25 protein-coding genes are annotated in these 26844 nt (G+C 51.1%); 16 read left to right on the forward strand and 9 right to left on the reverse strand.

Annotated elements, in window-relative coordinates; translation table 11 throughout:
* Positions 1-41: 41 nt before the first annotated feature.
* The gene (gene proS, locus K3T82_RS06805; protein WP_220192729.1) at positions 42-1493 is read right to left on the reverse strand and encodes a proline--tRNA ligase; all 1452 of its coding nucleotides are present in this window, start codon (positions 1491-1493) and stop codon (positions 42-44) included.
* A 647-nt stretch (positions 1494-2140) separates the two neighbouring features.
* On the opposite strand from proS, the gene K3T82_RS06810 reads away from it, so the two are divergent.
* From K3T82_RS06810 to K3T82_RS06840, 7 genes are all read left to right on the forward strand, one after another.
* The gene (locus tag K3T82_RS06810) at positions 2141-4567 is read left to right on the forward strand and encodes a serine/threonine protein kinase (protein ID WP_220192730.1); all 2427 of its coding nucleotides are present in this window, start codon (positions 2141-2143) and stop codon (positions 4565-4567) included.
* A gap of 232 nt (positions 4568-4799) precedes the next feature.
* Positions 4800-5177 (forward strand): cupredoxin domain-containing protein, encoded by a 378-nt coding sequence (locus K3T82_RS06815; protein WP_220192731.1) that lies wholly within the window; start codon positions 4800-4802, stop codon positions 5175-5177.
* Positions 5178-5348: 171 nt separating this feature from the next.
* Positions 5349-6143 carry an alpha/beta hydrolase gene (locus tag K3T82_RS06820; protein WP_220192732.1) on the forward strand — a complete coding sequence of 265 codons (795 nt, stop codon included), beginning with the start codon at positions 5349-5351 and terminating at the stop codon, positions 6141-6143.
* A 467-nt stretch (positions 6144-6610) separates the two neighbouring features.
* Complete coding sequence (locus K3T82_RS06825) at positions 6611-7630, forward strand: ABC transporter ATP-binding protein (RefSeq protein ID WP_220192733.1); 1020 nt, start codon at positions 6611-6613, stop codon at positions 7628-7630.
* Positions 7631-7684: 54 nt separating this feature from the next.
* Positions 7685-8341: an ABC transporter permease gene (locus K3T82_RS06830; RefSeq protein ID WP_220192734.1), complete on the forward strand. Its 657-nt coding sequence runs from the start codon at positions 7685-7687 to the stop codon at positions 8339-8341.
* A gap of 21 nt (positions 8342-8362) precedes the next feature.
* Positions 8363-9031 carry an ABC transporter permease gene (locus K3T82_RS06835; protein ID WP_220192735.1) on the forward strand — a complete coding sequence of 223 codons (669 nt, stop codon included), beginning with the start codon at positions 8363-8365 and terminating at the stop codon, positions 9029-9031.
* 65 nt (positions 9032-9096) lie between these two features.
* The gene (locus K3T82_RS06840; protein ID WP_220192736.1) at positions 9097-10041 is read left to right on the forward strand and encodes a glycine betaine ABC transporter substrate-binding protein; all 945 of its coding nucleotides are present in this window, start codon (positions 9097-9099) and stop codon (positions 10039-10041) included.
* Positions 10042-10112: 71 nt separating this feature from the next.
* Here the strand turns inward: K3T82_RS06840 and K3T82_RS06845 are convergent, their stop codons facing one another.
* Positions 10113-10334: a hypothetical protein gene (locus tag K3T82_RS06845; protein ID WP_220192737.1), complete on the reverse strand. Its 222-nt coding sequence runs from the start codon at positions 10332-10334 to the stop codon at positions 10113-10115.
* Positions 10331-11581 (reverse strand): glycosyltransferase 87 family protein, encoded by a 1251-nt coding sequence (locus K3T82_RS06850; RefSeq protein ID WP_220192738.1) that lies wholly within the window; start codon positions 11579-11581, stop codon positions 10331-10333. Before K3T82_RS06850 ends, K3T82_RS06845 begins: the two co-directional genes overlap by 4 nt.
* A 249-nt stretch (positions 11582-11830) precedes the next feature.
* On the opposite strand from K3T82_RS06850, the gene K3T82_RS06855 reads away from it, so the two are divergent.
* From K3T82_RS06855 to K3T82_RS06880, 6 genes are all read left to right on the forward strand, one after another.
* Positions 11831-12295, forward strand: a complete 465-nt coding sequence (locus K3T82_RS06855) for a TIGR03668 family PPOX class F420-dependent oxidoreductase (RefSeq protein WP_220192739.1) — start codon at positions 11831-11833, stop codon at positions 12293-12295.
* A gap of 203 nt (positions 12296-12498) precedes the next feature.
* Positions 12499-13524 carry a DUF929 family protein gene (locus K3T82_RS06860; RefSeq protein ID WP_220192740.1) on the forward strand — a complete coding sequence of 342 codons (1026 nt, stop codon included), beginning with the start codon at positions 12499-12501 and terminating at the stop codon, positions 13522-13524.
* A gap of 96 nt (positions 13525-13620) precedes the next feature.
* The gene (locus K3T82_RS06865) at positions 13621-14337 is read left to right on the forward strand and encodes a class I SAM-dependent methyltransferase (protein WP_220192741.1); all 717 of its coding nucleotides are present in this window, start codon (positions 13621-13623) and stop codon (positions 14335-14337) included.
* Positions 14324-15118 (forward strand): RNA ligase family protein, encoded by a 795-nt coding sequence (locus K3T82_RS06870; protein ID WP_220192742.1) that lies wholly within the window; start codon positions 14324-14326, stop codon positions 15116-15118. The genes K3T82_RS06865 and K3T82_RS06870 overlap by 14 nt, the downstream gene beginning before the upstream one ends.
* A gap of 25 nt (positions 15119-15143) precedes the next feature.
* Positions 15144-15878 (forward strand): HDIG domain-containing metalloprotein, encoded by a 735-nt coding sequence (locus K3T82_RS06875; RefSeq protein ID WP_220192743.1) that lies wholly within the window; start codon positions 15144-15146, stop codon positions 15876-15878.
* A gap of 5 nt (positions 15879-15883) precedes the next feature.
* Entirely contained in the window at positions 15884-16303 is a 420-nt protein-coding gene (locus tag K3T82_RS06880) for an AAA family ATPase (RefSeq protein ID WP_220192744.1), read from the forward strand.
* A gap of 8 nt (positions 16304-16311) precedes the next feature.
* Here K3T82_RS06880 and K3T82_RS06885 read toward each other — a convergent pair whose 3' ends face one another.
* Together K3T82_RS06885 and K3T82_RS06890 are read right to left on the reverse strand one after the other, a co-directional pair.
* The gene (locus K3T82_RS06885; protein WP_220192745.1) at positions 16312-17226 is read right to left on the reverse strand and encodes a protein DA1; all 915 of its coding nucleotides are present in this window, start codon (positions 17224-17226) and stop codon (positions 16312-16314) included.
* A 31-nt stretch (positions 17227-17257) separates the two neighbouring features.
* Complete coding sequence (locus K3T82_RS06890) at positions 17258-18139, reverse strand: GNAT family N-acetyltransferase (RefSeq protein ID WP_220192746.1); 882 nt, start codon at positions 18137-18139, stop codon at positions 17258-17260.
* Between the two features lie 314 nt (positions 18140-18453).
* Here K3T82_RS06890 and K3T82_RS06895 point away from each other — a divergent pair, with 314 nt between their 5' ends.
* Positions 18454-18807 (forward strand): hypothetical protein, encoded by a 354-nt coding sequence (locus K3T82_RS06895; RefSeq protein ID WP_220192747.1) that lies wholly within the window; start codon positions 18454-18456, stop codon positions 18805-18807.
* A 56-nt stretch (positions 18808-18863) separates the two neighbouring features.
* On the forward strand, positions 18864-19034 hold the full coding sequence (locus tag K3T82_RS06900; RefSeq protein ID WP_220192748.1) for a hypothetical protein: 171 nt from the start codon (positions 18864-18866) through the stop codon (positions 19032-19034).
* 66 nt (positions 19035-19100) lie between these two features.
* Here the strand turns inward: K3T82_RS06900 and K3T82_RS06905 are convergent, their stop codons facing one another.
* A complete protein-coding gene (locus K3T82_RS06905; RefSeq protein ID WP_220192749.1) occupies positions 19101-20075 on the reverse strand; it encodes a DMT family transporter in 975 nt (324 codons plus the stop codon).
* 130 nt (positions 20076-20205) lie between these two features.
* Positions 20206-20958, reverse strand: a complete 753-nt coding sequence (locus K3T82_RS06910) for a carbon-nitrogen hydrolase family protein (RefSeq protein ID WP_220192750.1) — start codon at positions 20956-20958, stop codon at positions 20206-20208.
* 508 nt (positions 20959-21466) lie between these two features.
* Between K3T82_RS06910 and K3T82_RS06915 the strand changes: the two genes are divergently transcribed.
* Positions 21467-22753, forward strand: coding sequence for an alkaline phosphatase family protein (locus tag K3T82_RS06915; protein ID WP_220192751.1), 1287 nt, complete (start codon positions 21467-21469; stop codon positions 22751-22753).
* Between the two features lie 70 nt (positions 22754-22823).
* On the opposite strand, the gene K3T82_RS06920 is transcribed toward K3T82_RS06915, so the two are convergent.
* Both K3T82_RS06920 and K3T82_RS06925 read right to left on the reverse strand, forming a co-directional pair.
* Complete coding sequence (locus K3T82_RS06920) at positions 22824-25607, reverse strand: ABC transporter permease (protein WP_220192752.1); 2784 nt, start codon at positions 25605-25607, stop codon at positions 22824-22826.
* The gene (locus K3T82_RS06925; protein ID WP_220192753.1) at positions 25604-26350 is read right to left on the reverse strand and encodes an ABC transporter ATP-binding protein; all 747 of its coding nucleotides are present in this window, start codon (positions 26348-26350) and stop codon (positions 25604-25606) included. Before K3T82_RS06925 ends, K3T82_RS06920 begins: the two co-directional genes overlap by 4 nt.
* Positions 26351-26844 lie beyond the last annotated feature (494 nt).

Genomic DNA, 26844 nt, shown 5'->3' on the forward strand with positions numbered 1-26844 from the left:
GAGCACGTCAAGCGCTCCCTATCCTACCCACCATTTAAAGGCTAGTAAGCGCGGGCAAAAATGGCCTCGCAGGTGGCAGGCTTACCAGTATAGATGCACTTGCCCTGTACCCCACCTTCGGGCTGGTCAAAAGGAATCACGCGAATAGTGGCCTTGGTCTCTTCCTTCACAGCCTGCTCAGCGGCGCTATCTTCGGCCCACTTCACACGCACAAAACCACGCTTCTCGGCGATGATCTGCTTGAACTCCTCGTAATCCTCAGTGTAATGTGTGTTCTGCTCGCGATAATCGAGCGCACGCTGGAAGAGGGCTTTCTGAATCTCTTCTAGCTTCTCTGGCAGGCGCGCTTCCAGAGCATCGATAGAGACCACCTCTTTCGAGCGGTCCATGCGGTTGACCAGAACAACATTATTGTTCTGCACATCGCGCGGTCCAATCTCCAGGCGCACAGGCACACCTCTCATCTCCCACTCATTGAACTTCCAACCCGGAGTGTTGTCGCTATCGTCAACTTTGACACGGACCTTACCCTTAAGCATCTTCCGCAAGCGCTCAACAGCCTCAAAGACAGTAGAGCGGTCCTGATCCTTACGCCAGATAGGTACGATCACAACCTGATACGGTGCCAGGCGCGGAGGCAGAATCAGACCCGACTTGTCGCCATGTACCATGATAATGCCGCCGATCATGCGAGTACTTAGACCCCAACTTGTCGTGGCGCAGTACTTGCGCTCACCGTCAGAATCAAGGAACTGAACGTCGAAGCCTTTGGCGAAATTATGACCCAGGTTATGGCTGGTCGCGGACTGCAAAGCCTTACCATCGCCCATGAGAGCTTCAATGGAATAGGTGCGCAACGCACCTGCGAACTTCTCGTTCTCGCTCTTGCGCCCGGCGATAACTGGAATGGCAGCCTCATTCTCAGCGAAGTCGCGATATACTTCCAGCATCATGAGTGTGCGCTCTTCGGCCTCTTCCAGGGTACGATGCGCGGTATGGCCCTCTTGCCAGAGGAACTCAGCGGTACGCAGGAAAAGTGTGGTGCGCTTCTCCCAGCGCATGACATTATTCCACTGGTTAATCAGCAAGGGCAGATCACGGTAGCTCTGAATCCACTTGGCATAGCTATGTCCAATAATCGTCTCACTGGTTGGGCGAATAGCCAGTGGCTCTTCCAGTTCTTCGCCACCGCCACGTGTCACCCATGCCAGTTCTGGAGCAAAGCCCTCGACATGCTCGGCCTCTTTCTCCAGAAAGCTACGTGGAATGAGCAAAGGGAAGTAGGCGTTCATCACATCGGTCTCTTTGAAGCGCTGATCCAGGCGGGCCTGCATATTCTCCCAGAGGGCGTAGCCATAGGGACGAATAATCATGCAACCGCGCACGGGCGCGTAATCGGCTAGTTCAGCCTTGCGCACGACCTGGTTATACCAGGCTGAGAAATCATCCTCCTGGTCGGCAATGTCTTCGACAAACTTTTCCTTCTCGCTCATAACGTTCCCTTCTTAAAAACATCCGCATGCATGCTATATAGCTGATTTTAGACAACAAAAAACTCGCCCTGCATAAGGACGAGATCATTGGCCCGTGGTACCACCTTACTTGAGACATGCCTCACGGCACATCTCCTCTCTGACGGTCGCTGTTGAACCGCCCCTTCCTGGTAACGGTGAAGGATTCCGGTCAGTTTCTCACTGACGCTCTCAGGTGGGTTCGACGGGGCCATCTCTGCCGACTTTCACTCTCTCGGCTCGCTGCTAGGTCATGGGCATCGCGTCTACTGATCCTGATCGGCGCGTTTACTATTCGTTTCTATTACTCCTTATCCGGAAACCTGAGTGTATGAGTGCTAGCCGCAATACGGCGCCGTGCCCTCGTATGAGGGTTGGTTTTCGAATAAGACCTTAGGCTAAGCATACATGATTCCCTTTTCCGTGTCAAGCATCGCTTGCTTCTTATCGAAGCAGGCTTCACGCTTCTGGCGCGACAGGAGCGCAGAGTATGCACAGCAAACCAGGACCACCACCTGGAAAACCCGGACTTCCGAAAAATAGACACGCTATTCATAGTCATCTATGTTACAATAGGGGCAATTATTCTAGATATATTCTTCCATATAGTGCTTTCGAGATTTAAAACTATGCTTGGAACTCTACTAGGACATTATCGGCTAATACGAGAGCTAGAACAGGGCGGCACGGCGACGGTCTTCCTGGCGGAGGATATCCACCTTCAACGCCAGGTCGCGGTCAAGGTTTTCGATTCAGACCTTGATACAAATGCGCAGCAAAATTTCCTCTCCTATTTCGCGCGTGAGGCCCGCACGCTTGCCAGTCTGGATCACCCAAACATTCTTCCAGTTTATGACTACGGTGAACAGGATGGGCACGTCTATCTGGTCATGCCTTATATAGCAGGAGGCTCACTACGCGACTATCTACGCCAACGACCGCTTCCAATTTCCCCGGAACAGGCTGTTTCCTTCCTTCAGCAGGTGCTCCTGGCACTGGAATACGCGCATGCACGCGGGCTCATCCATCGTGACATTAAGCCTGGCAATATCCTCTTCAAGAATGACAAAACACTTCTGCTCTCAGACTTTGGGCTAGTGAAAATTGTCGAAAAGGAAGCAGGTGCAAACCCACAGCAGGATATGACACAGAGCGGTGGGCCGAGCTTGAAAGGAACACCCAGCTACATCGCCCCTGAACAGATTCATGGTCGCCCAGCACAATCTAGTGATATCTATTCGCTAGGGGTCGTAGCCTATGAACTACTCACCGGACAGCGCCCCTTTCAGGCGGAAGATACAATGGCTGTCCTGTTCAAGCACCTGCATGAGCGTCCACGTCCACTACGCGAACTCAACCCAGCACTCTCGCTAGAGCTAGAAAGCGTCGTACTCCAGGCCCTGGCGAAGGAGCCAGAGCAACGTTTCCAATCAGCGACAACCTTCCGCACAGCTCTAGGAAACGCTCTCAAGACCACTTCTCATCAAGTGCAGGGTAGCAATATGCCAATGGCTGATATGGCTAGTCATACGCATCTCAGCTCTCCCTATCAGACACAGCTTGCCGGGCAAACGGAGCACACAATTACGCCCCAGGGAAACGCTTCTAACGCCTTCCACTCAAGCCCAAAACCATCTGGCTCAATCTCGACACCTGCGACCCAATTCGCGTTTCAGCGGCAGGCAACTATCACACCTCAGTCCTCCCCGCCTCCTGGTATCAATCCAACGCATGGCGCTCCACCACGTCCCCGTGGAATCAGTAAGTGGAATATCCTCACGTACATTTTGATAGGCGCGACGCTGGCAACCAGTATCTTTGCCATCCTTTATAACGCAGGCTACCTTGGCAAACAACAGACACCATCTCCCTCAACACAAGCAACAGCAACCCCCAGTCAATCTGTACCCGCCACTATTACTACTGCATGCCCCCCAACAAATAAGGCCCGTCCAGCGACACTTCATCCAATGACGTTGGGGAGTCACCACCAATTGATCTATATCGTCAACGAGGGACCTAACGATGCCCCTACAGCGGCAACCCTTAAACGTCGCGATGCTGACACAAACAACAAAGCCACGTCAATCCTTCAAATACCCAACGTACATATCGACGAGGGACAGATCACACAAAATGGGCAATGGGTCCTCTTTACCCTGAGCTTCAACGGCATCAGCCAGGTACGCATGGCGCGCGTTGATGGGCAGGAGCAGCAAACGCTCTATTGTGCTCCCTCAGATGGGCACATAGCTGATTCACAACTCTCTATCAACGGGCAGAAACTCATCTTCAACCTCTTTCCAGGCCCTGTTGGTAAGCCCTCGCTAAACCTGCTCGACCTGACAACTGGCTCGCTGACTCGTCTTCTGGAACCGACAGGACAACAAGCCTATACACCCACGACCTGGCAGGATAAGAGCCATGTCTACTTGACCTCGTTCGTTCCTAATTCAGACGTTCCACGCACGGATCTCTACCTGCTCAATGTTGACAAGGGTGCGAATCAGAAAGAGCAGGATATGTCGAAGGTGCTCAGCCAGGACTGGACCTGTGGCAGCTTTGATGATAGCTTCGATTCACGACAGTTGTTTGTCGCCAGTTGTGGGACCAATCAGGGGACAGCTCTACCCACTCCTACCGGGCCAACCACAATTAGCATTCAACCTGCGACAGGGGGCACAGCCCACACTATCGCTCATATCGATCAGGCTGTAACCATGCTACGCACCATCTCGTCCACGACGCTCCTCTATATGGTAGAGAACGGAAGCGGTGATAGCAGTCAGAATGGCCTCTGGCGCATGAATATTGATGGAACCAATCGTCAGCGTCTCTCCACAGATGCTACTGGCGGTCAATCACTCAGCCTCTTCTCCCACTATACCTGGGCTAATGTCTCGACGGACGGCAAACTTTTCGCCCTGCAAGAGGCTGATCCCCAAAGTCAAAATCGCAAGATGTATTATGGGAACCTCACTGATGGCGTTTCCAACTTCTTCGCCGATATTTCCGATGGAACAGATTTACGCCTCGTCGGGTGGACACACGTTTAACTAATGGATCTTGCAAGGTTCGCCTTTCTTTAGTAAGCCTTGCAAGATCCTGCTGTTCAGTACAAAAGACCTATGCCTTCAGGTATCCACCCGATGCATTTCTCAGGTATAAATTCAACTTCTCTCAGGTAGACACCGACAATTATAATCTGATGTAGGAAACCTGAACATATTCAGACATGCAGGGTGCTTCCACACTGCAACTTTACGTTTTCCTGGGGGATTATCGTCTGTGAAAAAATTTATCACTCTCCTGCTCCTCTTTGGGACCATCGCTACCCTCTTCACCGCTTGCGCGACCGGTGGAGATACCAGTAACAAGCCCAATACAGTCCACATGAAGGAGCTTGTCTTCTCGCCCACCACAATCACCATTCACAAAGGCGAGAAGGTCAACATTGTCAATGACGTCACTATCGCACACATCATCGCGAACGGAACCTGGCAAAACAATGTGCCAAAAGTCGGCAAAGAATCAGGTGCCCCTCAAATAAATATCCAGTTCACCGGCAACGATAGTCAGGAGATTGGCCCCTTCAATACGGCTGGAACCTTCCAGTTCTATTGTACGGTCCATCCAGGTATGAACCTGACCGTCATCGTAAAATAACAGTAAATAAGAAGAGAAGCGGTGGGAGCGTTCGTTCCCACCGCTTCTCTTCTTATTTACTTTAAGAACTCCTGATTCCAGCGTGAGATTTATGTCAATTTAGACATATGTAATATGATATCTATTGGTCGTGCTGCATTTCACACGCATACGAATCCAGGGAGGGAAACCATGTTGTCATTATCATCACGGCGTCACATGCTTTCAAGTGCCTTCAGCATACTCATCCTTTTGCTAATCCTCAGCCTGCTTGCCGCCTGTGGTGGCAATGCTCCAACGCAGGGAACGACAGCTCAAAGCACCCCAACTCCACCCCCCACATTTACACCGACACCAACGCCCGACGTACCACGCAAGGATATTACCTTTCGCACCAGCGATAAGGTGAGCATTGCAGCCTGGCTCTACGGAAAACCATCCACGACGGCTATCATCTGTTCGCACGAACGAGGGGGAAATAAAGCCCAGTGGGATAGCATTGCACCTGTATTTGCCTCCCATGGCTATATGGTAATCGCCTATGATTTCCGTGGGCTAGGGGACTCAGGAGGGGAACAGGATCTTGGCAACACCTATAAGGATGTGCTAGCTGCCATCGATTACGCGAAAAAACAGGGCGCAAAGAAGATCATTCTGCTAGGTTCCAGTATTGGTACAGCAGTCTCAGAAATTGCTGCCACACACACTAAGGTAGATGGTGTCATCTCGCTCTCGCCTGCATACTACTCCCCTCTAGAGAAGAAGGTCTTCCAGGCAGTGACCGCTCCCAAGCTGCTCATCAATAGTGAAGGCGATACCTATAGTGGGGAGACACGCCAGATGTATGAGGATGCTGTAGGGCCGAAGGAGCTTCACATCTATCCAGGCAGCTCTGCTCATGGAACATCCATCTTTCTTTCAGAGAATCGCCAGGATCTCTATGACCGCATCCTCGCCTTCATCAAAAAATATGCTCCCTTATCATAGCCAACCAGCCTGTTGATCATACTCCCCATGTATGAGATTACCAAAAGCTCTTTGGGTAATCTCATACATGGGGAGCGAATCGAACTTGCACACCTCGATCCAATCCCACCTTCCCCCCATCCAATTTCCACTTGTTGCCTAAAGTAGAAAATTACTCTTCTACATCCTCGAATCAAATTCCCAGCTTTTGGCTCATTTGAGACGGACCATCTTAATTGATACTTGATTTGCTCTATTCATCCGACTACATTAAGAAGATGATAAGACAATGCACAATATCTGGTTAATTCACCTCAACCATTTTAGGAAGAATGACGTATAACATAAGGGGGTAGTGTATTCTCACCATATAAGTGGGTGCTCAGGACACATATCTCCTACCTGGAACGGAATATTTCCGATTCTAGCATTGTTTACCAGAATGTGCTTATTAGACTAAAATAATAACGAGGGGAGCTTCCCAACTTATGGCTCAAATTGCCTTTCGAGACATTACCAAGCGGTACCCAGGTACTCCGGCACCGGCAGTCGATGCGGTATCCTTCGACGTACCGGAAGGGAGCACCTGTGTCCTCGTTGGTACCTCTGGCTCGGGTAAAACCACACTCCTACGAATGGTGAATCGCCTGATCGAGCCAACCTCAGGTGAGATTCTCGTTGATGGCACGAATGTCTTAAGAGAGAATCCCATTCAGTTACGGCGACGTATTGGGTATGTTATCCAACAGGTTGGCCTATTTCCTCATATGACGGTTGCAGAGAATGTGCGCGTGACCGCTGAGATTGCTGGAGGCTGGAACAAGCAACGCCTCAATAGTCGCGTTGATGAGTTGCTCGACCTGGTAGGGCTACCACCTGCCGATTATCGTAAACGCTTCCCACGCCAGCTATCAGGCGGACAACAGCAACGCGTTGGTCTGGCCCGTGCACTGGCAACTGATCCAGCTATTTTGCTTATGGACGAACCCTTTGGGGCACTCGACGCCATTACGCGCGCGCGCATGCAGGATGAGTTGCAGCGCATCCAGCGCGATGTGCATAAGACTATCCTTTTTGTCTCACATGATATCGACGAAGCCTTCAAGCTGGGTGACCAGATTGCCGTCATGTCAGATGGCAAGCTAATGCAGATTGGCTCACCAGTCGAGTTGCTGGCACGGCCGGCTAATGACTTTGTGAGCCAGCTCGTAGGCGCGGATAACACCCTACGCCAGCTACAATATCTACCTGTCACCACGGCGCTTGACAACCGACCCGAGGTGGTTTCATCGGCACACTGGGGAGACGCGGCGACCTGCAAATCAGACGCCACGTTACTTGACGCAATGCTTCAACTCCTCTCCTCCGACACCTCCACTCTCACGGTCTTTGATCCCACGAATCAGAAACAGCTTGGTACAATTACCCTTACCAGCATCAACCGCGAGATCTCACGCCAGCGCTCTACCCAGGCTCCCATCAATCAGCCGGAAAGTTCACACGCCTAATAGGAGCCTAGTTCGCGCGGCCTCGCGTCGCTGCAAAGGAAGAGGTAATTTGTCATGCATTATCTGCTCAGTGGATATAACTATGATCTCTCCGATCCCGCGAGCATTCCTAACCTGATCTCGCAACATGCCTTTCTGGTTGGTATCAGTATGCTCATTTCGCTGATTATCGCGATCCCGCTGGGTATCCTGGTCTCGCGCTACCGCAAGTTAGCCTTACCTGTAATCACCTTTATGGATCTGCTCTATACTATTCCAGGGCTGGCTTTACTGGGCATCTTGATCTCGATTACCGGTTTGAGCTTCGCGACCGCTATCATTCCGCTCATACTCTATACTCAGTTGGTATTGATTCGCAATACATCAACTGCTCTGAACGGGATCGATCCCCTGCTGATTGAGACGGCACGTGCGATGGGAATGAGCCCAGGGCAACAGCTGTGGCGCGTGACACTACCTCTAGCGCTCCCGGTAATCATTGCTGGCGTGCGTATCGCCACGGTAACCATTATCGGTATCGCTGCCCTGGCATCTCTAGTAGGCGAGGGAGGACTGGGAGACCTGATCTTCAAGAATATTACCAGCCGCGATATGGATGCCGTTCTGGCTGGCGCGATCCTGCTAAGCCTGTTCGCGATTGTGACCGACCTCCTGCTGCTGGGCCTACAGACCCTGCTCAACCGTGGTCGTAGCGCGCTCTCGGTGGCCTGATTTGGAGGGAGGTACGTACTTATGAACGCTATCTGGAACTATATCGCCGATCCAACCCATCACTTCGGTGACCAGACCATAGCTTATCTACAAATCTGCGCCTTCACCATCGTTGTCGCAATTCTGATTGGCGTCACACTGGGAGTCGCAGTCTCACGCAGCGCCGTCCTGGGCTTCATCGCTGTAAACCTGAGCGGCCTGATGCGCGCTATTCCAGTGATCGCTTTTCTGATCGCGGTACTTCCATACCTGGGGTTAGGCTTTACGCCTGCCGCAGTCGCGCTCATCATTCTTGGCATTCCACCGATTCTGCTCAATACCTATACAGGGTTGCGCGGAATCAACTCAGCCATCATTGATGCAGCGCGTGGCATGGGTATGACCAATTGGCAGATTATCACTCGGGTGCAGGCACCACTGGTCATGCCCATCATCGCCGCTGGCATTCGCACTTCTTCTATCCAGATTATCGCTACCGCGACTCTCGCGGCCTTTATCGGTGCGGATGGTTATGGCGTTTACATTGTAGATGGCCTCTATAACCTGAATAACACCGAGATTCTCGCTGGGGCGATTCCAGTCGCGCTTATCGCGCTGGTAGTAGAGATCTTCATGGAGATCTTACAGCGTGTGCTCACTCCTGCGGGGTTGCGAGAGCAGCAGAGAACTCCACAAGCTCAGGCATCCTGAGCGCGCTGGAGGTCTTATTTTAGATCTACAACATTTTTGATCATTCCAAGCATAAGGAGATTTTCATGTCTTTACGTTCATTCAAATTGAAGTCGGCGGGAGCGCTGGTACTGCTCCTCTTGCTCCTACTCTCAGCCTGTGGCACAGACGGGAACTCTACAGGCAACACTGGCAACAACTCAAAGGGCAAACTAACCGTCGCCAGTAAACTCGATGTTGAGTCACAACTGTTGGGCAAGATGTATACTCTACTCTTGCAGAAGGCAGGTTACCAGATCACCGAGAAGGCTGCGCTTGGCAATAGCAATATCGTATTTCAAGCGATCAGCAGTGGTTCGATAGATCTCTATCCAGAGTTCACGGCGACGGGCCTGAATAAACTCCAGGTTCCAACCACGTATGATCCCCAGAAAGACTATCAAGCGGTCAAGGATGGCTTCGACAAGCAGTATAAGTTGAGCTGGCTCGACGCCTCGCCTTTGAACGATGGTTATGAGCTTTGCACCTCGAAGGAGACTTCGCAGAAGCTAGGCATCACATCCCTCTCGGAACTTCAGGCCAAAGTATCACAACTGGTACTGACTTCACCTAGCGATGGTACCGATTTCGTTGACGGCCTGAAGCAGGTCTACAACATCACAACCAAGAGCTTTAAGAGCACGTCAACCGTGGATTATGCACTTGGTTTCGAGGCGGTAAAGAACGACAAGGCTCAGATCACGGTGTGCTACGGTACCGATGCCACGGTTCCTGAGAGCGGCTTCATCTTCCTGAAAGACGATAAGAATGGCTTCCCAGCCTTCAATCCCGCTCCTGTAGTGCGCAATGACATCATTCAGAAGAATCCCGATATCGCAGCGACACTCAATCCACTGGCTCCAAAACTGACCACTGATGTCAGCATCCAGTTGCAGCAGCAAGTCGCGGCGAAGAAGAAGGATGGAGCTTCCGTCTCTCGCGCCGTTACCCTGGTAGCAACCGACTTCCTCAAACAGCAGGGCTTGCTCTAATCTAGTTTCAGCCTTATAGAGGTAAAGCAGCGGTCCGATGCTCGGTGTTGAGCATCGGACCGCTGCTTCGTCTAGCGAGTAGTATGGTTGCGATTGAGTGTAAGGAGTTGTGGAAGTGTGCCCCTTTCATGCCATAGAGCAAGGGCCGCCGACAGGCCCAACCCCAATAGCGTTACAGAATACACCGCCAGATAATACACATTCCAACTCTGAGGATTACGACCGAAGTACCCTCCAACAGAGGCACAGACGAGGTACCAGACACACAACAGGGCCAGTCCTTTCGCGCTCATACCTTTACCTTGCCTCCATAGAACCCCAATAGCAGGGCAACCCAGGGCAGCAATGTGGGTGTGTACCAGGGAAAAATATGGGATGAGACGGCAAAGATAACTCCATATAACACCAGGAGTCCCGCCTCGATTCCGATCCGCCGATGCCAGCGCAGCCAGAGCACAGCAAGGACGGCACCACCCATAACCAGACCCTCAACCGCGAAGAAGACAAGCCTGGCCCATGACCCCTTCACTGTCGCCTCCCACGTGGTGAGTAGAAGGTAAACAGGACCAGCGTTCGGCTGCTGCTCACTAGCATAGGTGGAGAAAAAACCAAAGATCTGCCCATGCCCCATAATAACATAGGGTAAATAGGCCGCGACAATGGTCACGAAGCAGGTCAATACCAGTGCCCAATCGCGCCGTCTCACCAGGACCACCAGTAACAGAATAGGATAAAGCTTGGTCAGAGTCGCCAGGGCGATACACAAACCAGTAACGACACGACTTCCCTTCCAGGTCTCTTGCGCGAAAATGACCGCCAGGACAGAGAAGACGACAGGGCAAGCATCGACGTGTCCCTGCAAGGCAAACTCGATAATGGGGACAGGACATAGAGCATAAAGGAGGCAGCGACTCCAGTCCACCCCACGACGCGCCAGCAGGTAGGCTATTCCTCCACTGGTCACCAGATCCATAAGCACAAACATTCCTTTGAGAAAGGGCAGATTGCTTGGGGCAAGCAAATAGCTAATGAGGAATACCCCCTGTGCGCCAGGAGGATAGAGCGCGGGAGAAAAACGGTAGCGGCTATTGACAAAAAGAAAATCTTGGATGGAATGAAAGCGTGGATCAGCAGGAACGTAGGCGTATGGGCTGTAGCCAAGTAGCGTGACACGAGCATCCCACAGGTAACGCCAGGAATCCCGCGAGAGATCAGGCTCCAGCGGTAACAGGAGTGCGCGCATGACAAGCCCCGCCAGCAGAATCGAGCCCAGTTCCAGCCAACGCCAACGCCCTTGGGGTGCGGGCGTGCAGAAGACAACTGCGCAAGCCAGCCCGTAAGGGAGAAATCCTCCCATATATAGCAGCAGGAAATTATCCACCGGCGTATCGGCGGCAGGCGCGGTCAGGCGTACCACGACAAAATACGCCAGCATCACAAGCAGAAGAACAATCAAGAGCGGAAAACGCCAGCGAGCACGAGCCCTACCCTGCAAAGCCACTACAGATTCAGCGGATTCAGATGCCTGGAGCAGCGACATACGCAAACACAGCCTTTCTACGGAATAACAGGCCTACACTATCATAATGACCATTATGCTCTCCTTCCTTCCCAAACATCAAACTCATTATGCTAGATAGCAACTCTTACCCATCTCAACCAACATATTTCCCAGATCACTCACAATCAGTATCCCCTTTTCATTAGTGAACAAGTGAGAATATAATGAGTCTGCCGAACAGAGAACGCGCATCCCTATTTACAGAACACAGGATAAACAAAGAAAATTATGCATCACCAACCACCCTTGACCGAGGCGGAGGGCATATTTGTCCGCCAGCAACGGGTCGCACGCCTGGGAACCCTGAATACACAGGGTCCACCTCATCTGATACCTGTCTGCTATGCCTTTGACAATCAGCGCTTCTACATCGCGCTGGATGAGAAGCCTAAAAGCGTTTCCCCCCTCAAATTGCGACGAGTACGCAATATTCAGGACCGTCCTGACGCCACACTCCTCATCGATCATTACGAAGATGACAACTGGAATTATCTAGGCTATGTCCTTGTCTATTGTCACGCGGAACTCATCTCACCAGAGCATGAGGCCCATGCACATGCGCTTCAACTGCTTCGCCTGCGCTACATCCAATATCGTACGATGCATCTGGAAACACAACCAGTCATCATGCTCACCCCTACCAATATCTCTTCCTGGGGCCCCATGCTTACCAATCACCTGACCACCACATAAAAATATGAAAGTCACCTCCTGAGCTCTTTGCACACACGCGCTCAAAGCAATAAAGGGAGTAGAATGTGGTTACTGTTTTAAATACTTATGAACCACATTCTACTCCCTTTATCCTGTAAATTCTCATAATGAACCAAAGGCACTGCTAACAGTAAAATGCTATAATCGTTAGTAGACCTATGCTTACGGAAAGGCTCGAGAAGATGGCAAAATCCAAGAAAAAGCGGCGGCAAGCCGCCTCGACGAGCGCACGCGTAGAGGTGCATGCCCGCTCTCGTCTACAACCATCTAGCATCCAACGTAATCCCAATGCACAGAGGCGTCGCCAAACGCACAAACGTATTTCTCCCTGGATGCCTATTGGCGGCATTCTGCTCGTTGTTGCGATAGTCATTGGCGCTTTTGCGGTTCTGGGGCAACAAAATCAACATACTGGAAGCTCAGGACCTACTGATCAAGAAGTGCTTAAGATGACGACCAGCATTGAGCCTGATACACTTAACGCCATTGGCGATGGTGGATTAAAGGCATTCTTCCAGGCACCGCAAGGGAAACCAGCCATTCTCAAGGGTAGTACTGGCAAGCCGATGGTGTTCTACTCAGGCGCGGAGTTTTGCCCTCTATGCGCAGGCGAGCGCTGGTCTATCGTCGTAGCCCTCAGCCGCTTCGGCACCTTTAGCGCCTTGCCCGAGACCTCCTCAGCCTCAGAAGATAACCCACCCAGTCTCGCGACTTTTTCATTCAATGGCAGCAAATATCAGAGCAACTATATCGACTTCGAAGCCGTCGAGCAGTATACCAATCAACGATCAGGCAATTTCTACGCGCCCTTGCAAACTCCAAGCGATGCGCAGCAGAAACTTATCGATACATATAATGCCCCACCTTACGTCGACCAGCAATCAGCGGGTGGCTTTCCTTTTGTTGACATCGCCAACCAGTACATCACCACAGGCCCCAGCCTGAATGTCGAGGTGCTTGCCAACCTTACACAGAAACAGATCGCAGCCAAGCTAGCGGATCGTACGACCGATGTCGCCAAGAATGTGCTTGGCGCTGCCAACTATATGACAGCCGCCATTTGCAAGATCACAAACGACCAACCCTCAACCGTCTGCAATGAAAGCTCAATTACCAGATTGAAGCAGACACTACCCAGCTCGCAGGGTAGCGATCAACTCGCCTTAAACCAGCTACCAATAGCTCTTGTTAAGCGCCGTGATGAGTAAACGTCAGATGGCGATGAATACACAAGCTCTTACTTTTGTGTTATGCTTTGCGCACCAGTTCTTCGCCTAGCAATTCATCATAGAAAACCAGACGAAATGAACATATCTACTCCGCCAACTGAGTACTTTCAACTTCAGGCTGCCGCCTTCATTCGTGGTTGGCTAGCACATAAAGAGGTGTTAGCACCAACACATCCTCTACGACAAAAGCCACTTGAAATGCTGAGTGGAGAGGCGCTTCAGGAACTTATCAATCTGGCACACCAGCATGAGTTGCGCATTCACCGCTTCAAGCGAACGATGGAGCTGCCAAGAGTCCATAAGGTACTTGGTATACTCAAAGGCATGCAGCCAGCCAATCTGCTCGACGTAGGAAGCGGACGCGGCGCATTCCTCTGGCCCCTGCTCGATACCTTCCCCTACCTACCGGTGACCGCTATCGACATTCTGGATTACCGAGTTGCCGATATGCATATGGCTCAGGAAGGTGGGTTACATCTCCTCACAGCTCTACAGGCAAATGTGACGCAGCTTCCATTCGCCAATAATACATTTGATGTAGTGACAATGCTTGAAGTACTTGAGCACGTGCCCGATACCGAGCGCGCGTTACGCGAACTATGCCGCATCGCCAAGCGCTTCCTCATCCTCACCGTTCCCTCCAGGGAGGACGATAATCCTGAGCACATTCACCTTTTCACGCCCGACCGGCTGACCAAGCTCCTACATCAGCAGGGTATCCAGCGCGTCACGATTGATTATGTACCCAAGCACCTGCTTATAGTAGCAAGGACAGATCATGCAAACAAGTGATACGATTTACAAGTATCCACGCACACACCACATAGAAGGCTCCGGCATACAGCGGGGTGATGAGGACCTCACTCTGATTCCGCTACGCGAGTTTGCCGGGCGCTACCTCGTCATCGAAGAGAAAATGGACGGGGCCAATTGTGCCATCAGTTTCGATAGTACTGGGCAACTTCTCCTTCAGAGTCGGGGACACTTCTTGACTGGTGGGCCACGCGAGAAGCAATTCCATCTCTTCAAGACCTGGGCCGGGCGCTATACATTGGAGCTATGGGAGGTATTGGGTGATCGCTATGTCCTCTATGGGGAATGGCTTTACGCCAAGCATACTGTCTTCTATACAGATCTGCCACACTACTTTATGGAATTCGACATACTGGACAAGGTAACAGGACAGTTTCTGAGTACGCAACGCAGGCGCGAGTTCTTACGCGTCCTACCCTTCATCGTCTCCGTTAAAGTACTTTATGAGGGCGTAGTCCAGACCCTTAGTGAGTTGGTTTCGCTGATAGGGCACTCGCATTTCATCTCCGATGGGCAACTCACTATTTTGCGTACAACCTGCCAGAGTCGTCTATTTGATTACGAGCGTGTTCTGAAAGAGACCGACACCTCGCCCCTGATGGAAGGTCTCTACATTAAAGTGGAAGAGCAGGATGAGGTCAAAGAGCGCTATAAGTATGTGCGTTCGAGCTTCCTGCAAGCGGTCTTCGATTCGGAGAGTCACTGGCAGGATCGCCCGATTCTTCCGAACCGCCTGCATCCAGGCGTGGAGCTTTTCTAGTCAATCTTCATCAAGGATGGTGCACATGATCCAAACCTATCTTTCAGGCAAAGACTGGACCTTTCCCTTCTGCCCCCAGGCGCCAGACTGGCAACTCGACTGGGATGCCCTGGTCGCGACCTTCTCCTGGCTACTCCCCATGCGCGAGACACAACAGGAGCCCCTCTACCATGCCGAGGGCGATGTACTCACGCACACACGCATGGTCGTGGAAGCTATGATCGCTCTCCCTTCCTGGCGAAGTCTTCCAGAAACCGAACGCTCATTACTCTTCACCTCCGCTCTACTCCATGATGTCGGCAAGCCCGCTTGCACACGCCGCGATCCCGATGGGCGCATCTCTTCACGTGGACACGCTCGCAAAGGCGAGCTAATGGTACGCCATATTCTCTGTGATGGCAAGGAGATTGAACCCGTCCCCCTACATCAGCGTGAGTATATCGCGCGCCTAGTGCGCTATCACGGACTCCCTCTACAATTCTTAAATAGCTCTAATCCCCAGCGACATGTGCTCGAAGCCAGCCAAAGTGTACGTCTCTCACACCTGGCACTTCTCTCCGAGGCAGACGTTCGGGGGCGTATCTGCGCAGATCAAGGTGAGCTCTTAGAGCGCATTGAACTCTTCTCACTCTTCTGTCAGGAGCAGGAGTGTTATGATTCCCCCGTCAGTTTGCCACCCCACATAGCCGCTTTATCTACTTCCAGAAAGAGCAGAGCGACCCCTCGTATGTCGCATACGATGACACGCGCTTTGAGATAGTCTTGATGTCGGGGCTTCCAGGAAGTGGCAAGAATACCTGGTTGCACACTCATCTGCCTGATTGGCCTGTGGTCTCACTGGACCAATTACGCAAGGAATTGCAAATTTCACCTGGGGAGAATCAAGGCTTAGTGGTACAGGCTGCACGCGAACAAGCCCGTATTCTACTCCGGCAAAACACATCCTTCGCCTGGAACGCGACCAATATCACCCACCAGATGCGCCAACAGTTGATAGACCTCTTCGTCTCATATGGTGCGCGGGTGCGCCTGGTATACCTTGATGCTCCCCTGCCTCAGCTTCTCCAACGCAACCGAGCACGCTCCGAATATGTACCAGAGGCGGTGCTCTATCGCCTACTTAACAAGCTGGAAGTTCCAGATATCATCGAGGCTCATCGGGTCGAATGGGTTGAGCAGACCTGAGCTAGACGCTAAGGCCAACGCTTTGACCGCTCAATCTCGGTCACGAAGCGCTCGAAACCTCGCTGTTCAACCTGGGCACGAATACGCCGGAAGCCATCACCATAAATTGGGTCTGGATTACGCTCCATATTCTCGGCGCGATACTGGCTCTCCGGCGTATTTCTGAAGCGGAGATAATTGTACGAGAGCAATTCGCAGAAACCCTCTTCACGCCAGGGCGTCCCGTGAGACATTCCCTGTACGATTAACCAGACATGACCCAGTTCATGCGCGACCACACTCTCGAAGACAATGGAAGGCAAACCATACAGAACAGCGACGCCACGTACTTCGGCACTCGTCACCTGTCCATCCTGAGTATAGAAGACACCCATGGTCGCGCCGAGCGAATGAGTTGAACCATTCTCGCGCAAGTACTGGAGAAGTTTGGCCTTTCCACAGAGCTCCAGACTAAGGGGAAGCTGGTGATAATGTAATCTCTGGTGGCTAACCCACTGAATCACTTTTCGGAAGAGGGGTCGAGCATCCTCAGCGGTCTCGATAGCGCTGGCACGACATATACGGCAGCGCGTGACCTCCGCTCCTGTCTCACGATCCGCTGGAAGGATCAGGCGTCCGCAAAAATCACAGGATGCATACTGTCCCTGATGCTCTCGACAAAATTTTGTGCCCCAATAATCCACTAGATAGGAGTCCGTCAATGGCTTTCCACAATAGGCGCAACGTGGAGCGATCTCGCGCGCATAGCATACCTCATGGTATGGATGGTCCTCATTGAGCTTGAAGCGGGCATCCGTGATTGGACGCCCACATGCCATACAGACAAAGTGTTCAGGATGCCATGTCGCAGCCAGCGCGGTCAGATAGCGTCCAGTAATGGGTTTGCCACATCCTTTACAGACTGGTTGCCCTATCATCTTCATACCCGCTCCTCAACGCGCCGACTATCTCCGCTTACCTGGATACCACGCGCACCGGATAGCTATAATAGTCATAGCTCGTTACTATCTGGAAACCACAGGACTGATAAAGTGCTAACGCGTTCTGGTTCTCAGTTACTACTTCCAGCGAAATCTGGCGTTTCCCTAGCTTGAGCAGTTCTTGAATGGTATACGCCAGGAGGCGTCTCCCATAGCCGCGCCCCTGGAACTCAGGTAGCACCCCAAAACCGAGGATCAAGGCATCCTGCTCACCCAGGTTCACATCAAGTTTACCAACATAGATATCACCTAGTTGTGCTAGATATGAGGGCCGCCCCTCCTGGGGTCCCTGGCTATACCATGTGATCTCGCTACGTGGGATGCCAAAGGCAACGGCGGTAATATGCGCCAGGATCATGCCATCCTCAGACTGAGATCGACGGAATTTTAGTCCCTCAATCTCTGTGCCAACGAGATGCGGCTCAGTAAGCGTCATCTTATATTCAGAGTGGTGGAGTCGGCCTTGCAGTCTGCGAGCAAATGCCTGCCCCCCCTGCGATGTATGTTCAACAATACCCAGGATCTGAGGAATGTTGCGACGCTGAACCTCTTCAGCCGCTGCCTGGAACAACCTGCTGAATATCCCCCTACGGCGGTATTGCGGGTGTACCATGCCACTTACCTCAGCCTCCTGCGTATTAAAGCAGAACAGTGCCAGGTAGCCGACCAGCTTACCATTCTCATAATAGAGAAAGTCGTTCGTCTCCTGCTGGGGGCGATTGCGGAGCGTATTCCAATTGAGCTTCATCGTCAGGTGCTCATGCTGCTGACATATCTCGGCCAGTTGCATAATCTCCTGTAACGCACTCGCTGTTAATCCTTGCGTCCACAACAACCCCTGTTTACCGTCTGTCATGCGCACAAAAAACCTTTCAACAAAGAGTAACGAAATTGTTTCTCTAGCATATCATCATTGCCTTAATTCCTGCCACTATTGCCCTATTCTTGCCATCGAAGTCCCCCCGCAAAGGTCATCCTCTTGTCGCGCGGCAACTCATCAGTCTGAAACCGGATCAAGGCCTTACTGCGTATTATTAGTAACATTATTACGTTACTAATAAGCAATACACTGATTGTTCTCATGCAGTAGGCCTTTCGCCTTTTCTTAAAAAGGTCATCTAAACGAATTTCAAATATAGCGATACATTGTTTTCATACAAGGAGGACCTTATGTTAGCATCTCAGTTTGTCCTTGCGGATGGTATCACGATTAGTCTGGGGAATAACGTCTGGAACTTTGGGTGGGATCTCATCCTCTACTTGGTCATCGCGGCTGTAATCGGCCTGATCGCAGAAGCAGTTGTCGGCTGGCGTCTTCCCTTCGGGATTATAGGTGCCATTGTTGCCGCTCTTGTTGGCATCTGGCTGATGACCAAAGTGATTGTCATCAATGGTTTCCAGGATTACGTGTTATATGATGTACCTGTTATCAGGACACTGATCGGCGCGATCATTTTCGTTGCCATCTGGCATCTCGTAACCCTCGGGTTTGCCCGCAGACGTTTCCGTCGCGCCGAGGCGTAATAGTTTATCGACGATCAGCACGTGCGCAAGTTCGCGCGTAAAGAGAGGAGATAAGTATGCCACAGAAGAAGCCCTTAAAAGGCGTTGGTGATAAAGAGCAGCGCCAGTACGAGCACATTAAAGAATCGGCGGAGAAAAGCGGTCGCTACGGAGACCGCGCGGAAGAGGTCGCCGCCCGCACGGTGATGAAGCATCATAAAGAGCAGCATCATCAAAAGGGTAAATAGAAGCCAGGGAGGGACGCGTCTCTTAGCTGACGCGTCCCTCCTTATTTCCAGGTTGATGCCGGAGTGTTACTTCTTCATCGTACCAGAATTGAGGACCAACACAGATTCGCGCCGTGCCGTTCTCTGTTTAAGCAAAGCTTTGCGGAATAGAGCCTGCACATCCAGACTCTTTAGCTGGGAGACAAGAACACCAGCGATAGTCAGAGCCGTTCCCCACCACTGAGTCGTTGTCAATACCTCTCCGAGCAGAAGCGCCGACATGAGGACCCCGAAAATAGAGGGAAGATAGCCATAGATAGAGAGACGTACGACACCCACGCGTGTAAGACCATAGTTCCAGAGCACATTCGTCAGGCCAGTCGCCCCTATAGCAGTAAAGAGCAATGCAGGAATAATCAGCATGGGCAACGTGCTCAGGTGGGCACTTGGTGCGCTCATTGCGCCCGGCACAACGAAGAAGGCACAGCCAACTACCAGCATCCAGGAAGTAACGCGCAAAGGGGAATAGTGTGATAAAGTACGATGAGTAAGCAGCGGTGTCAGTCCACTCAAGATGCCCGCCCCAAAGTAGAGTCCTAGCCCAATCCAATTGGTGCCTGTGACCGCTAACGAACCTCCGCTACCAGTTACAACTAACACCATCCCCATACAAGCCGCGAATAGTCCCCCAATCATCAATCCAGTCATACGCTCTCTGGCGATCAGAGACGCTACGACGGTCATGATCGCGTTAGTAAAAGCACCTATTAATGCCCCCATTGAGGCTTCAGCATAGGATGAGCCATAGAGAAAGAAGATTTGCTGGAAGCCAAAGCCCAGAACACCGGCACCGATAAGCGCTCCCAGATGTCTCCATGAGATCTTGATACTACCTTCAATCAATCTTAAAAGCGCCAGCATCACAAGCGCAGAAAGCAAGAAGCGCAGAAAGCCGACCAGCAATGGCGGAAGAGAGGTTACTAGCAATTTTACTGTACAATAATTTAAGCCCCATAAGATACTTGCACTTACAATAGCAAGGTCAGCACGTTGTAGTTTCACCGTAATTACTTTCTTTGAAATACCGCAGGGAACCTGTTTTATATACCCAGGGCATAGATAGAGTTTACATTTAGCAAGTCATATATACCCATACCCACTTAGCCAAACCCATACTAGGAATAGTGTAGCGCTACTCAGGCACATCGCGCGGATACGTGCTCTTTGCCTGGGCACTCTCCGCCAGATCAATATCAACCGTGACAAATGGCATATGACGGGAGGTCTCGGCTAATACCTCCCCCTCCGGGTTAATAATCAGCCCACGCCCACCAAACAACTTATCGTCAACGCGATTCGACGAGATGACAAACGCCCCCGAGGCAATTGCTGCCATACGAGGAGCAACCACCCAACGCTCATGCGGAGTCGAGGCACGCGGGACCGCGATAAGATTCGCTCCCTGCCTGCCATAGAATCTGGCCCATTCGTTGAACATCACTTCAGTACAGATCAGGAAGCCTAACGCGAGATTACCGACACCCACCGGCGAGAAATCTTGCTGGTTACGATCAAACCAGGCACGCTCATAAAAGCCCTCTTCATTGGGAAGATAGTGCTTATCATGTACGCCTCTATATCCCTCACTCTCAGCCCAACAGAAGCCACGGTTCAAGCGCAAGCCATTTTTCATTAGGGGGTGTGTCCCTAGCACAAGCGCCGGAGCCAGTTCTGGCAGACGCTTCATCATGGCTTCGTGCTCATCACACGCATCCTGCCAGATATGGCTCTCAAACTGTGAGTTCGTGCAGAACCAGACGGAGAAAGGCAATTCTGGAAGCAAAACCAGGTCACTCTTCTGCTCCACAACATGACGAGCAAGTCTCTCCCAGGAGGCAGAGAAAGCACCCCTCTCATTGGGAAGCTCACACACAGTTACACGCATTCTCATTCACTCCCATTGCTTAAATTTGCCATCTATCACTCTCGACGAACCAGCAAGCACCGGAGCAACGCAATGGTGACGGCGTTTCATAACTGACACACAAAATCTACATATTGAATCACGAATAGCCCTGGCCTATGGTTAATTTGCACATATCACATTCACCCGCTTCTGGCACACACACGAAAATACAGCTATAATAGAAGCAATATGCTACCAATTGCCCGTTAGACCCTGCGGATCAGGTCAGTCAGAGAAGGCAAGGATGGCACAGGCAGATCAATGTACAGCTCCATAGCATATTTCACACGTATATCATCTTATTTACCATATTACGCGTAGTATTTCTTATATCTAAAACACACACATTCCCAGGCGTGGTGTTGATAGAAGAGTTTTCCATGTTATACTGTTAAGCAGACAGCAAACCATACCTAAAAAATCGAAGGATCCCTGCCTTAATAACCACTCACTCATACGAGCTAGAAGAGGAAGCGCAGGACTAATCATGCTCAATACAGCTTCGTTGAAAGCCATCAAGCAATCAAGGTTCTCACAGCGCTTTGTGAAACCATGCTATGATTCCTATTGCTTCTCTCGCTTGCCCGCAACTATCACATCTCTTCTCACAGGTACGCCCTCCACTTCGGCCTTACCAAAAGCTGCCTTCCAGGGTTTACCAGCACGCTATAATCAGGTAGTCTTCCTCTTCATCGATGGTTTTGGCTGGCATCTCTTCAATCGCTATGCCGAACGCTATTCCTTCCTCAAAACCGCGCTCGCTAAAGGGGTAATCTCAAAGCTCACCTCGCAGTTCCCCTCAACGACCGCAGCACATGTCACCTGCATCCATACAGGTCTGGAAGTTGGGCAAAGCGGCGTCTACGAGTGGTACTACTATGAGCCGCTCGTCGATAATATCATCTCTCCTCTGCTCTTCTCCTATGCCGACGATAAAGTTCTGCGCGATTCCCTGAGGCGTGCATCCATACCAGCGACCTCCTTTTTCCCACGCCAGACGTTCTACCAAAGCCTGCATAAGCAGGGTGTAACCTCGCATATCTTCCAGTTTCAGGCATACACGCCATCCACCTACTCTGATATAGTTTTTCAAGGAGCGAGTGTTCATCCCTACAGTATGTTACCGGAAGCACTGGATGAGCTTGCAAATCTGCTGGTCGCACCTCAGGCCACACCTGCGTATTACTTTCTCTACTTTGACCGCATCGATACTGTGAGCCATAACTATGGTCCCACATCTCCACAGGTCGAGCGAGAAATCGATACATTTATGCATCATATAGAGCAATTCTATCATCGGGTTGGGACTCAGGCTTCAGACACGCTCCTCTTGCTGAGCGCGGACCACGGACAAGTTCAAGTCAATCCACGCACAACCTATTATCTGAATGAACGCCTTCCGCAGCTATCGCGCCACCTGAAGACCAATCACCAGGGACGCTTGCTTGTGCCTGCGGGCTCTCCCCGCGATATGTTCTTGCATGTCAAAGACACACGTATTGACGAGGTGGTAGATCTACTCCGGCGAAATTTGTCCGACAAAGCAGAGATCTATCCAGTCTCAGAGCTACTTGAACAGGGCTTCTTCGGGCAACAGCCGCCCTCTCAGACGATGCTAGCACGCCTGGGAAATGTGGTTATTCTGCCCCATAAGTACGAGACAATCTGGTGGTACGAGCAGAGCAAATTCGACATGCACTTTCAGGGTCACCATGGAGGACTAACACCAGACGAAATGGAAATTCCCCTGCTCGCGCTCCCACTCGGAGATTGAGAATTATAAGAGAACAAAAAGGGAGCCCATGCGCATGGGCTCCCTTTTTGTTCTCTTGTACCTAAAAACACTACTCGTAGCGGAGTACCTCTAATGGGCGCACACGTACCGCACCCCAGGCCACAAATGCCGCCGTAATCATCGCCAGAACCGCCGAACCCAGAACCAGGGCCAGGGCGATTGGCATACTCACAGTAAAGTGCGCACCAAATGCCGCTGCGCCCAGAATGCTGATCGCGCCCGTGACGAGCAGTACGGCCAGAAGAGCTCCGGTTCCGCCAACGACTCCATTCTCGATCAGAACCTCACCTAGAATTGAGCGACTGGTGTAGCCTACCGACTTAAGAATACCTAGTTCGCGCCGACGTTCCAACATAGCTAGGGCAACCGCGTTCGCGATGATAATCACACCCGCAAGCAGGGAGAGCGAAGCGATTGTGGTCAGGGTAAGCAAGATGTCGTTAAGCAACTGATCCACAAAGTCGCTAATACTCGCCAGATTCAAGACAAAGGCATCAGGGACAGTCTTTCCCATAGCATCAACAGCGCTATTGAGCTTATTGGTATCAATCTTCATATAAAAGATCGACTGCTCTATCCCACCCGGAGAGAGCGCCTTGACACTGGTACGCGTACCAAGAAGCGGATAGAGAGTGCCACCCAGGCTGGTTTGCTCATAAACGCCAACGACATTGACCGTGACGACACTGGTACGATCCGTGCTCCCCAGTGTGATCTTATCGCCAATCTTCAGATGCAACGGGTCGAGAGAGACCAGTTCGTTAGAGATCAGGATATTATTGGTGCCCTCATCGCTGAGATTAAGGTTGCGCCCCTGAACAATGCGGAGGTCTTTCGTACTGGGAAACTGATTGTTACCCACATCATAGCCTTCCATGCCACTCAAGAAGTAGAGTGATCCTTCACGCCCCAGCGAACCAGGCCCCGGCTTTGATCCTGGACCACTCTTTGGCAAAAGATCCTGGATTGGCTTATCATTGATCGCAACTGGCACGGTAGAGGTGAGAGTACGCCGCTGATAGCTTGATAGGCCTTTCAGTGTAGGAAGCTTATCCTGAAGCTTCTGGGTATCGTTGCCACTCGTAATTGACACCACATTATAATTGAGCGACTTGGCAATGGCATCATTCACCTGATCGCGCAAATTCTGGCCTAGCACGACAATCAAGCCAATTGTGAAGATACCCACAAAGAGGGCCAACATGGTTGTCGTCGTACGCGCACGCTGACGCCCAATATTACGCAGCGCCATCTTGATATTCGACTTCCAGGTGCGAGGCAAAATCACAACCAGCAAGCCCAACAGCGAGAGTATCAGGAAGATCAGGCCAAAGAACTGCAAGTATGGGAAGTCCAGGTATGTGGGCAGAATCCAATACAAGAAAAGTGAGAAAGCCACACCCAGTACAATCACCGCCAGGAAACCTAGCGTTAGACGCTCTGGAACCGGTAACTTGCTAATAGTCCAGATGACCAAGCTAAAGAATAAACTTAGCAATAGCAGGAAGGCAAAGGTGCCATAGACTGAGGCTACGCCAAGTCTTACATCATTATTGAGAATGACAATCGAGAGGCCACAGAAGAGAACTGAGAGGAGCGCCACAAGAAAAATCATCAGCAGAAGGCTTCCCGCCCTGCTTCCTTCGGACTGCTCACGGATGACATTCAGAGGGCGAATGTTTGCTGCCTGGACGATTGGCAAAAGGCCGAAAATGAGCGAGGTTGCCAGACCAATTACTACACCACCAATAATCGTAGTGTAGTCCAACACGAAGGGAATATTCAACTGGAACGTACTTTGAACAAGGTTACGCACCAGATAACTCACGCCAACCGAGGCAGCAGCCCCAATCACACCACCCACAAAGCCAAGCATCGCAGCCTCTAGCCCGAAGAGCAGATAGAGGTCGAAGCGCCGATACCCAGTCGTCTTGAGCATCGCGATCTCCGTCTTACGACGTGAGAGCAGGACCTGCATGGTATTGACAATACCAACGCCACCGATCAGCAGCGCCAACAGACCAGCGATCTCCAGGAACTTGCGGATATTGTCGATTGTCGCCTGCTGGCTCTTGACCGCATCATCGACGGTGCGCACATTGGCAATAGGGAAGTTGTCGCGCAACCGCTTGGCGGCATCGTTCATATGCGCCTTATCAACCGTGCTCACATCAACCGTATCATAGGTCTGAACATTTTTGGCATTGGGATCTTTGAAGTCAGTAAAGGAAATCAGGGCAAGACTTCCTGATTGAGCCAGCACGCCGCTATTCTCCGCAATACCAGCGATCTTCGTCTTGATGACACGCGATTGGCGGTCCTGCGAAGTGACGCGTATATCCAGAGAGTCCCCGACTTTCTTGTGGTATTGATCGACAAACGCCTTTGTGACAATAACCTGTCCATTCTTGAGCAGGTCGCGGAAATTTCCGTCCTTCGGCTCAGTAAAGCCAGGTATAGTCCCCAGGGGATAGATAGCCGGGTCAATCACACGCACGTTGAAGGATTGGCGCAGTGAGACAGAACCGCTCCCAGACGAGGCCTGTGCATTAATAACAGGCGTATAGTTTGTAATGACCTTATCTTTCTTGAGCTTGTCAAAGTAACTCAGATCATCCTTAGTAAAGGGCTGATTGTTTGAGGTTACAGCAATATCGCCACCGTTGGCATCACGGACGTTGCTATTAAAAGCATTGTTGATCATCAGCCCTACCAGTTGCAGGGCAACAATTGCCATGACACCAACTGCAACACAGAAGATCGCCAATACCGTCCTCTGCCCACCTCGCACTAGAGAGCGCGAAGTATAGTTAAAGTACATCGAGGCTTTCATTGCACTACTCTCCCACCAGCGTTATCAACCTCTGCGACCAAGCCATCGACAATACGAATAATGCGATCAGCGTGCGCGGCAACGTTCTGGTCATGTGTCGCGATAATAAAGGTCTTGCCAGTCTGATCGCGTAGTGAGGCAATCAGCTCAAGCACCTTCTCACCATTGCGCGCATCCAGATTGCCTGTTGGTTCGTCGGCAATCACTATCGCAGGATCAGTTGCCAGCGAACGCGCAATGGCTACACGCTGCTGCTCACCACCTGAAAGCTGGCTAGGGCGATGGTTCAGACGATGTGAAAGACCGACGAGTTCCAAGAGTTCCTTGGCACGCGCTGAAGGAGATCCCTTATGCTTACCTACATAGAGTGGGACCTCTACGTTCTCCTGCGCGGTCAACGTCGGGATCAGATTATAGGCCTGAAAGACCATGCCGATCTTACTATTACGTACTGAAGCCAGTTTGCCCTCATTCATGCGCGATATGTCCACGTTATCGATATATACATTCCCAGAAGTGGGAGTGTCCAGTCCCGCGATGATACCAAGCAAGGTACTCTTTCCTGAGCCAGAGGGACCCACGATAGAGACAAATTCCCCACGCTGGATTTGAAAGCTAATACCCTTAAGAATGTCTATACGCTCTCTGCCTAATGGTAAGCTTTTCTTAATATTTTGTACATCCATTGCCACATCTGGACTTCGCTCCTGCTCACCCGAAACACCCTTCAAAGAAGTTTCCATAAAGAATGCCAGCTCCTTTTTACTCCTTATGTGAAAACCTAAGCGCGTTCTTATTGACACGAACCCCAATGCCACTTGGCAACAGCTAACCTCAGGGTTCGGCAAGGAGTGCGCACCAGCCACGTCAGTGGCATTAGTTTTCGTATCAACCCTTAATCCACTAATTATTAGTCAGTGAAAAACGATATATCGCCTTTAATTACGAAGAAAACTCAGCTCTTGTTACAAAAAAAGACACCCAAGAGCACCTTTTTTTAGGTCTATTCCTGTGTTTAATTTACAGACTTTTCATAGCAGAGGTTACCCTCTTTTTATAGTACTCTCTGCGTAGTACTCTTGAGTTTCACTTCTGCGAGATATAGCAACTGTGGGATCAGGAAAATACAGGGAGAAACAAAATTCTAACGATTTCTGCACTGGCACTTCAACATTCCAGCACATCACAGAGAACCATGGGGTCATATCAGCCCAACAAATAATGCTATAGTTCCTGG

This window comes from Ktedonospora formicarum (assembly GCF_016587355.1).
Lineage (GTDB): Bacteria > Chloroflexota > Ktedonobacteria > Ktedonobacterales > Ktedonobacteraceae > Ktedonobacter > Ktedonobacter formicarum.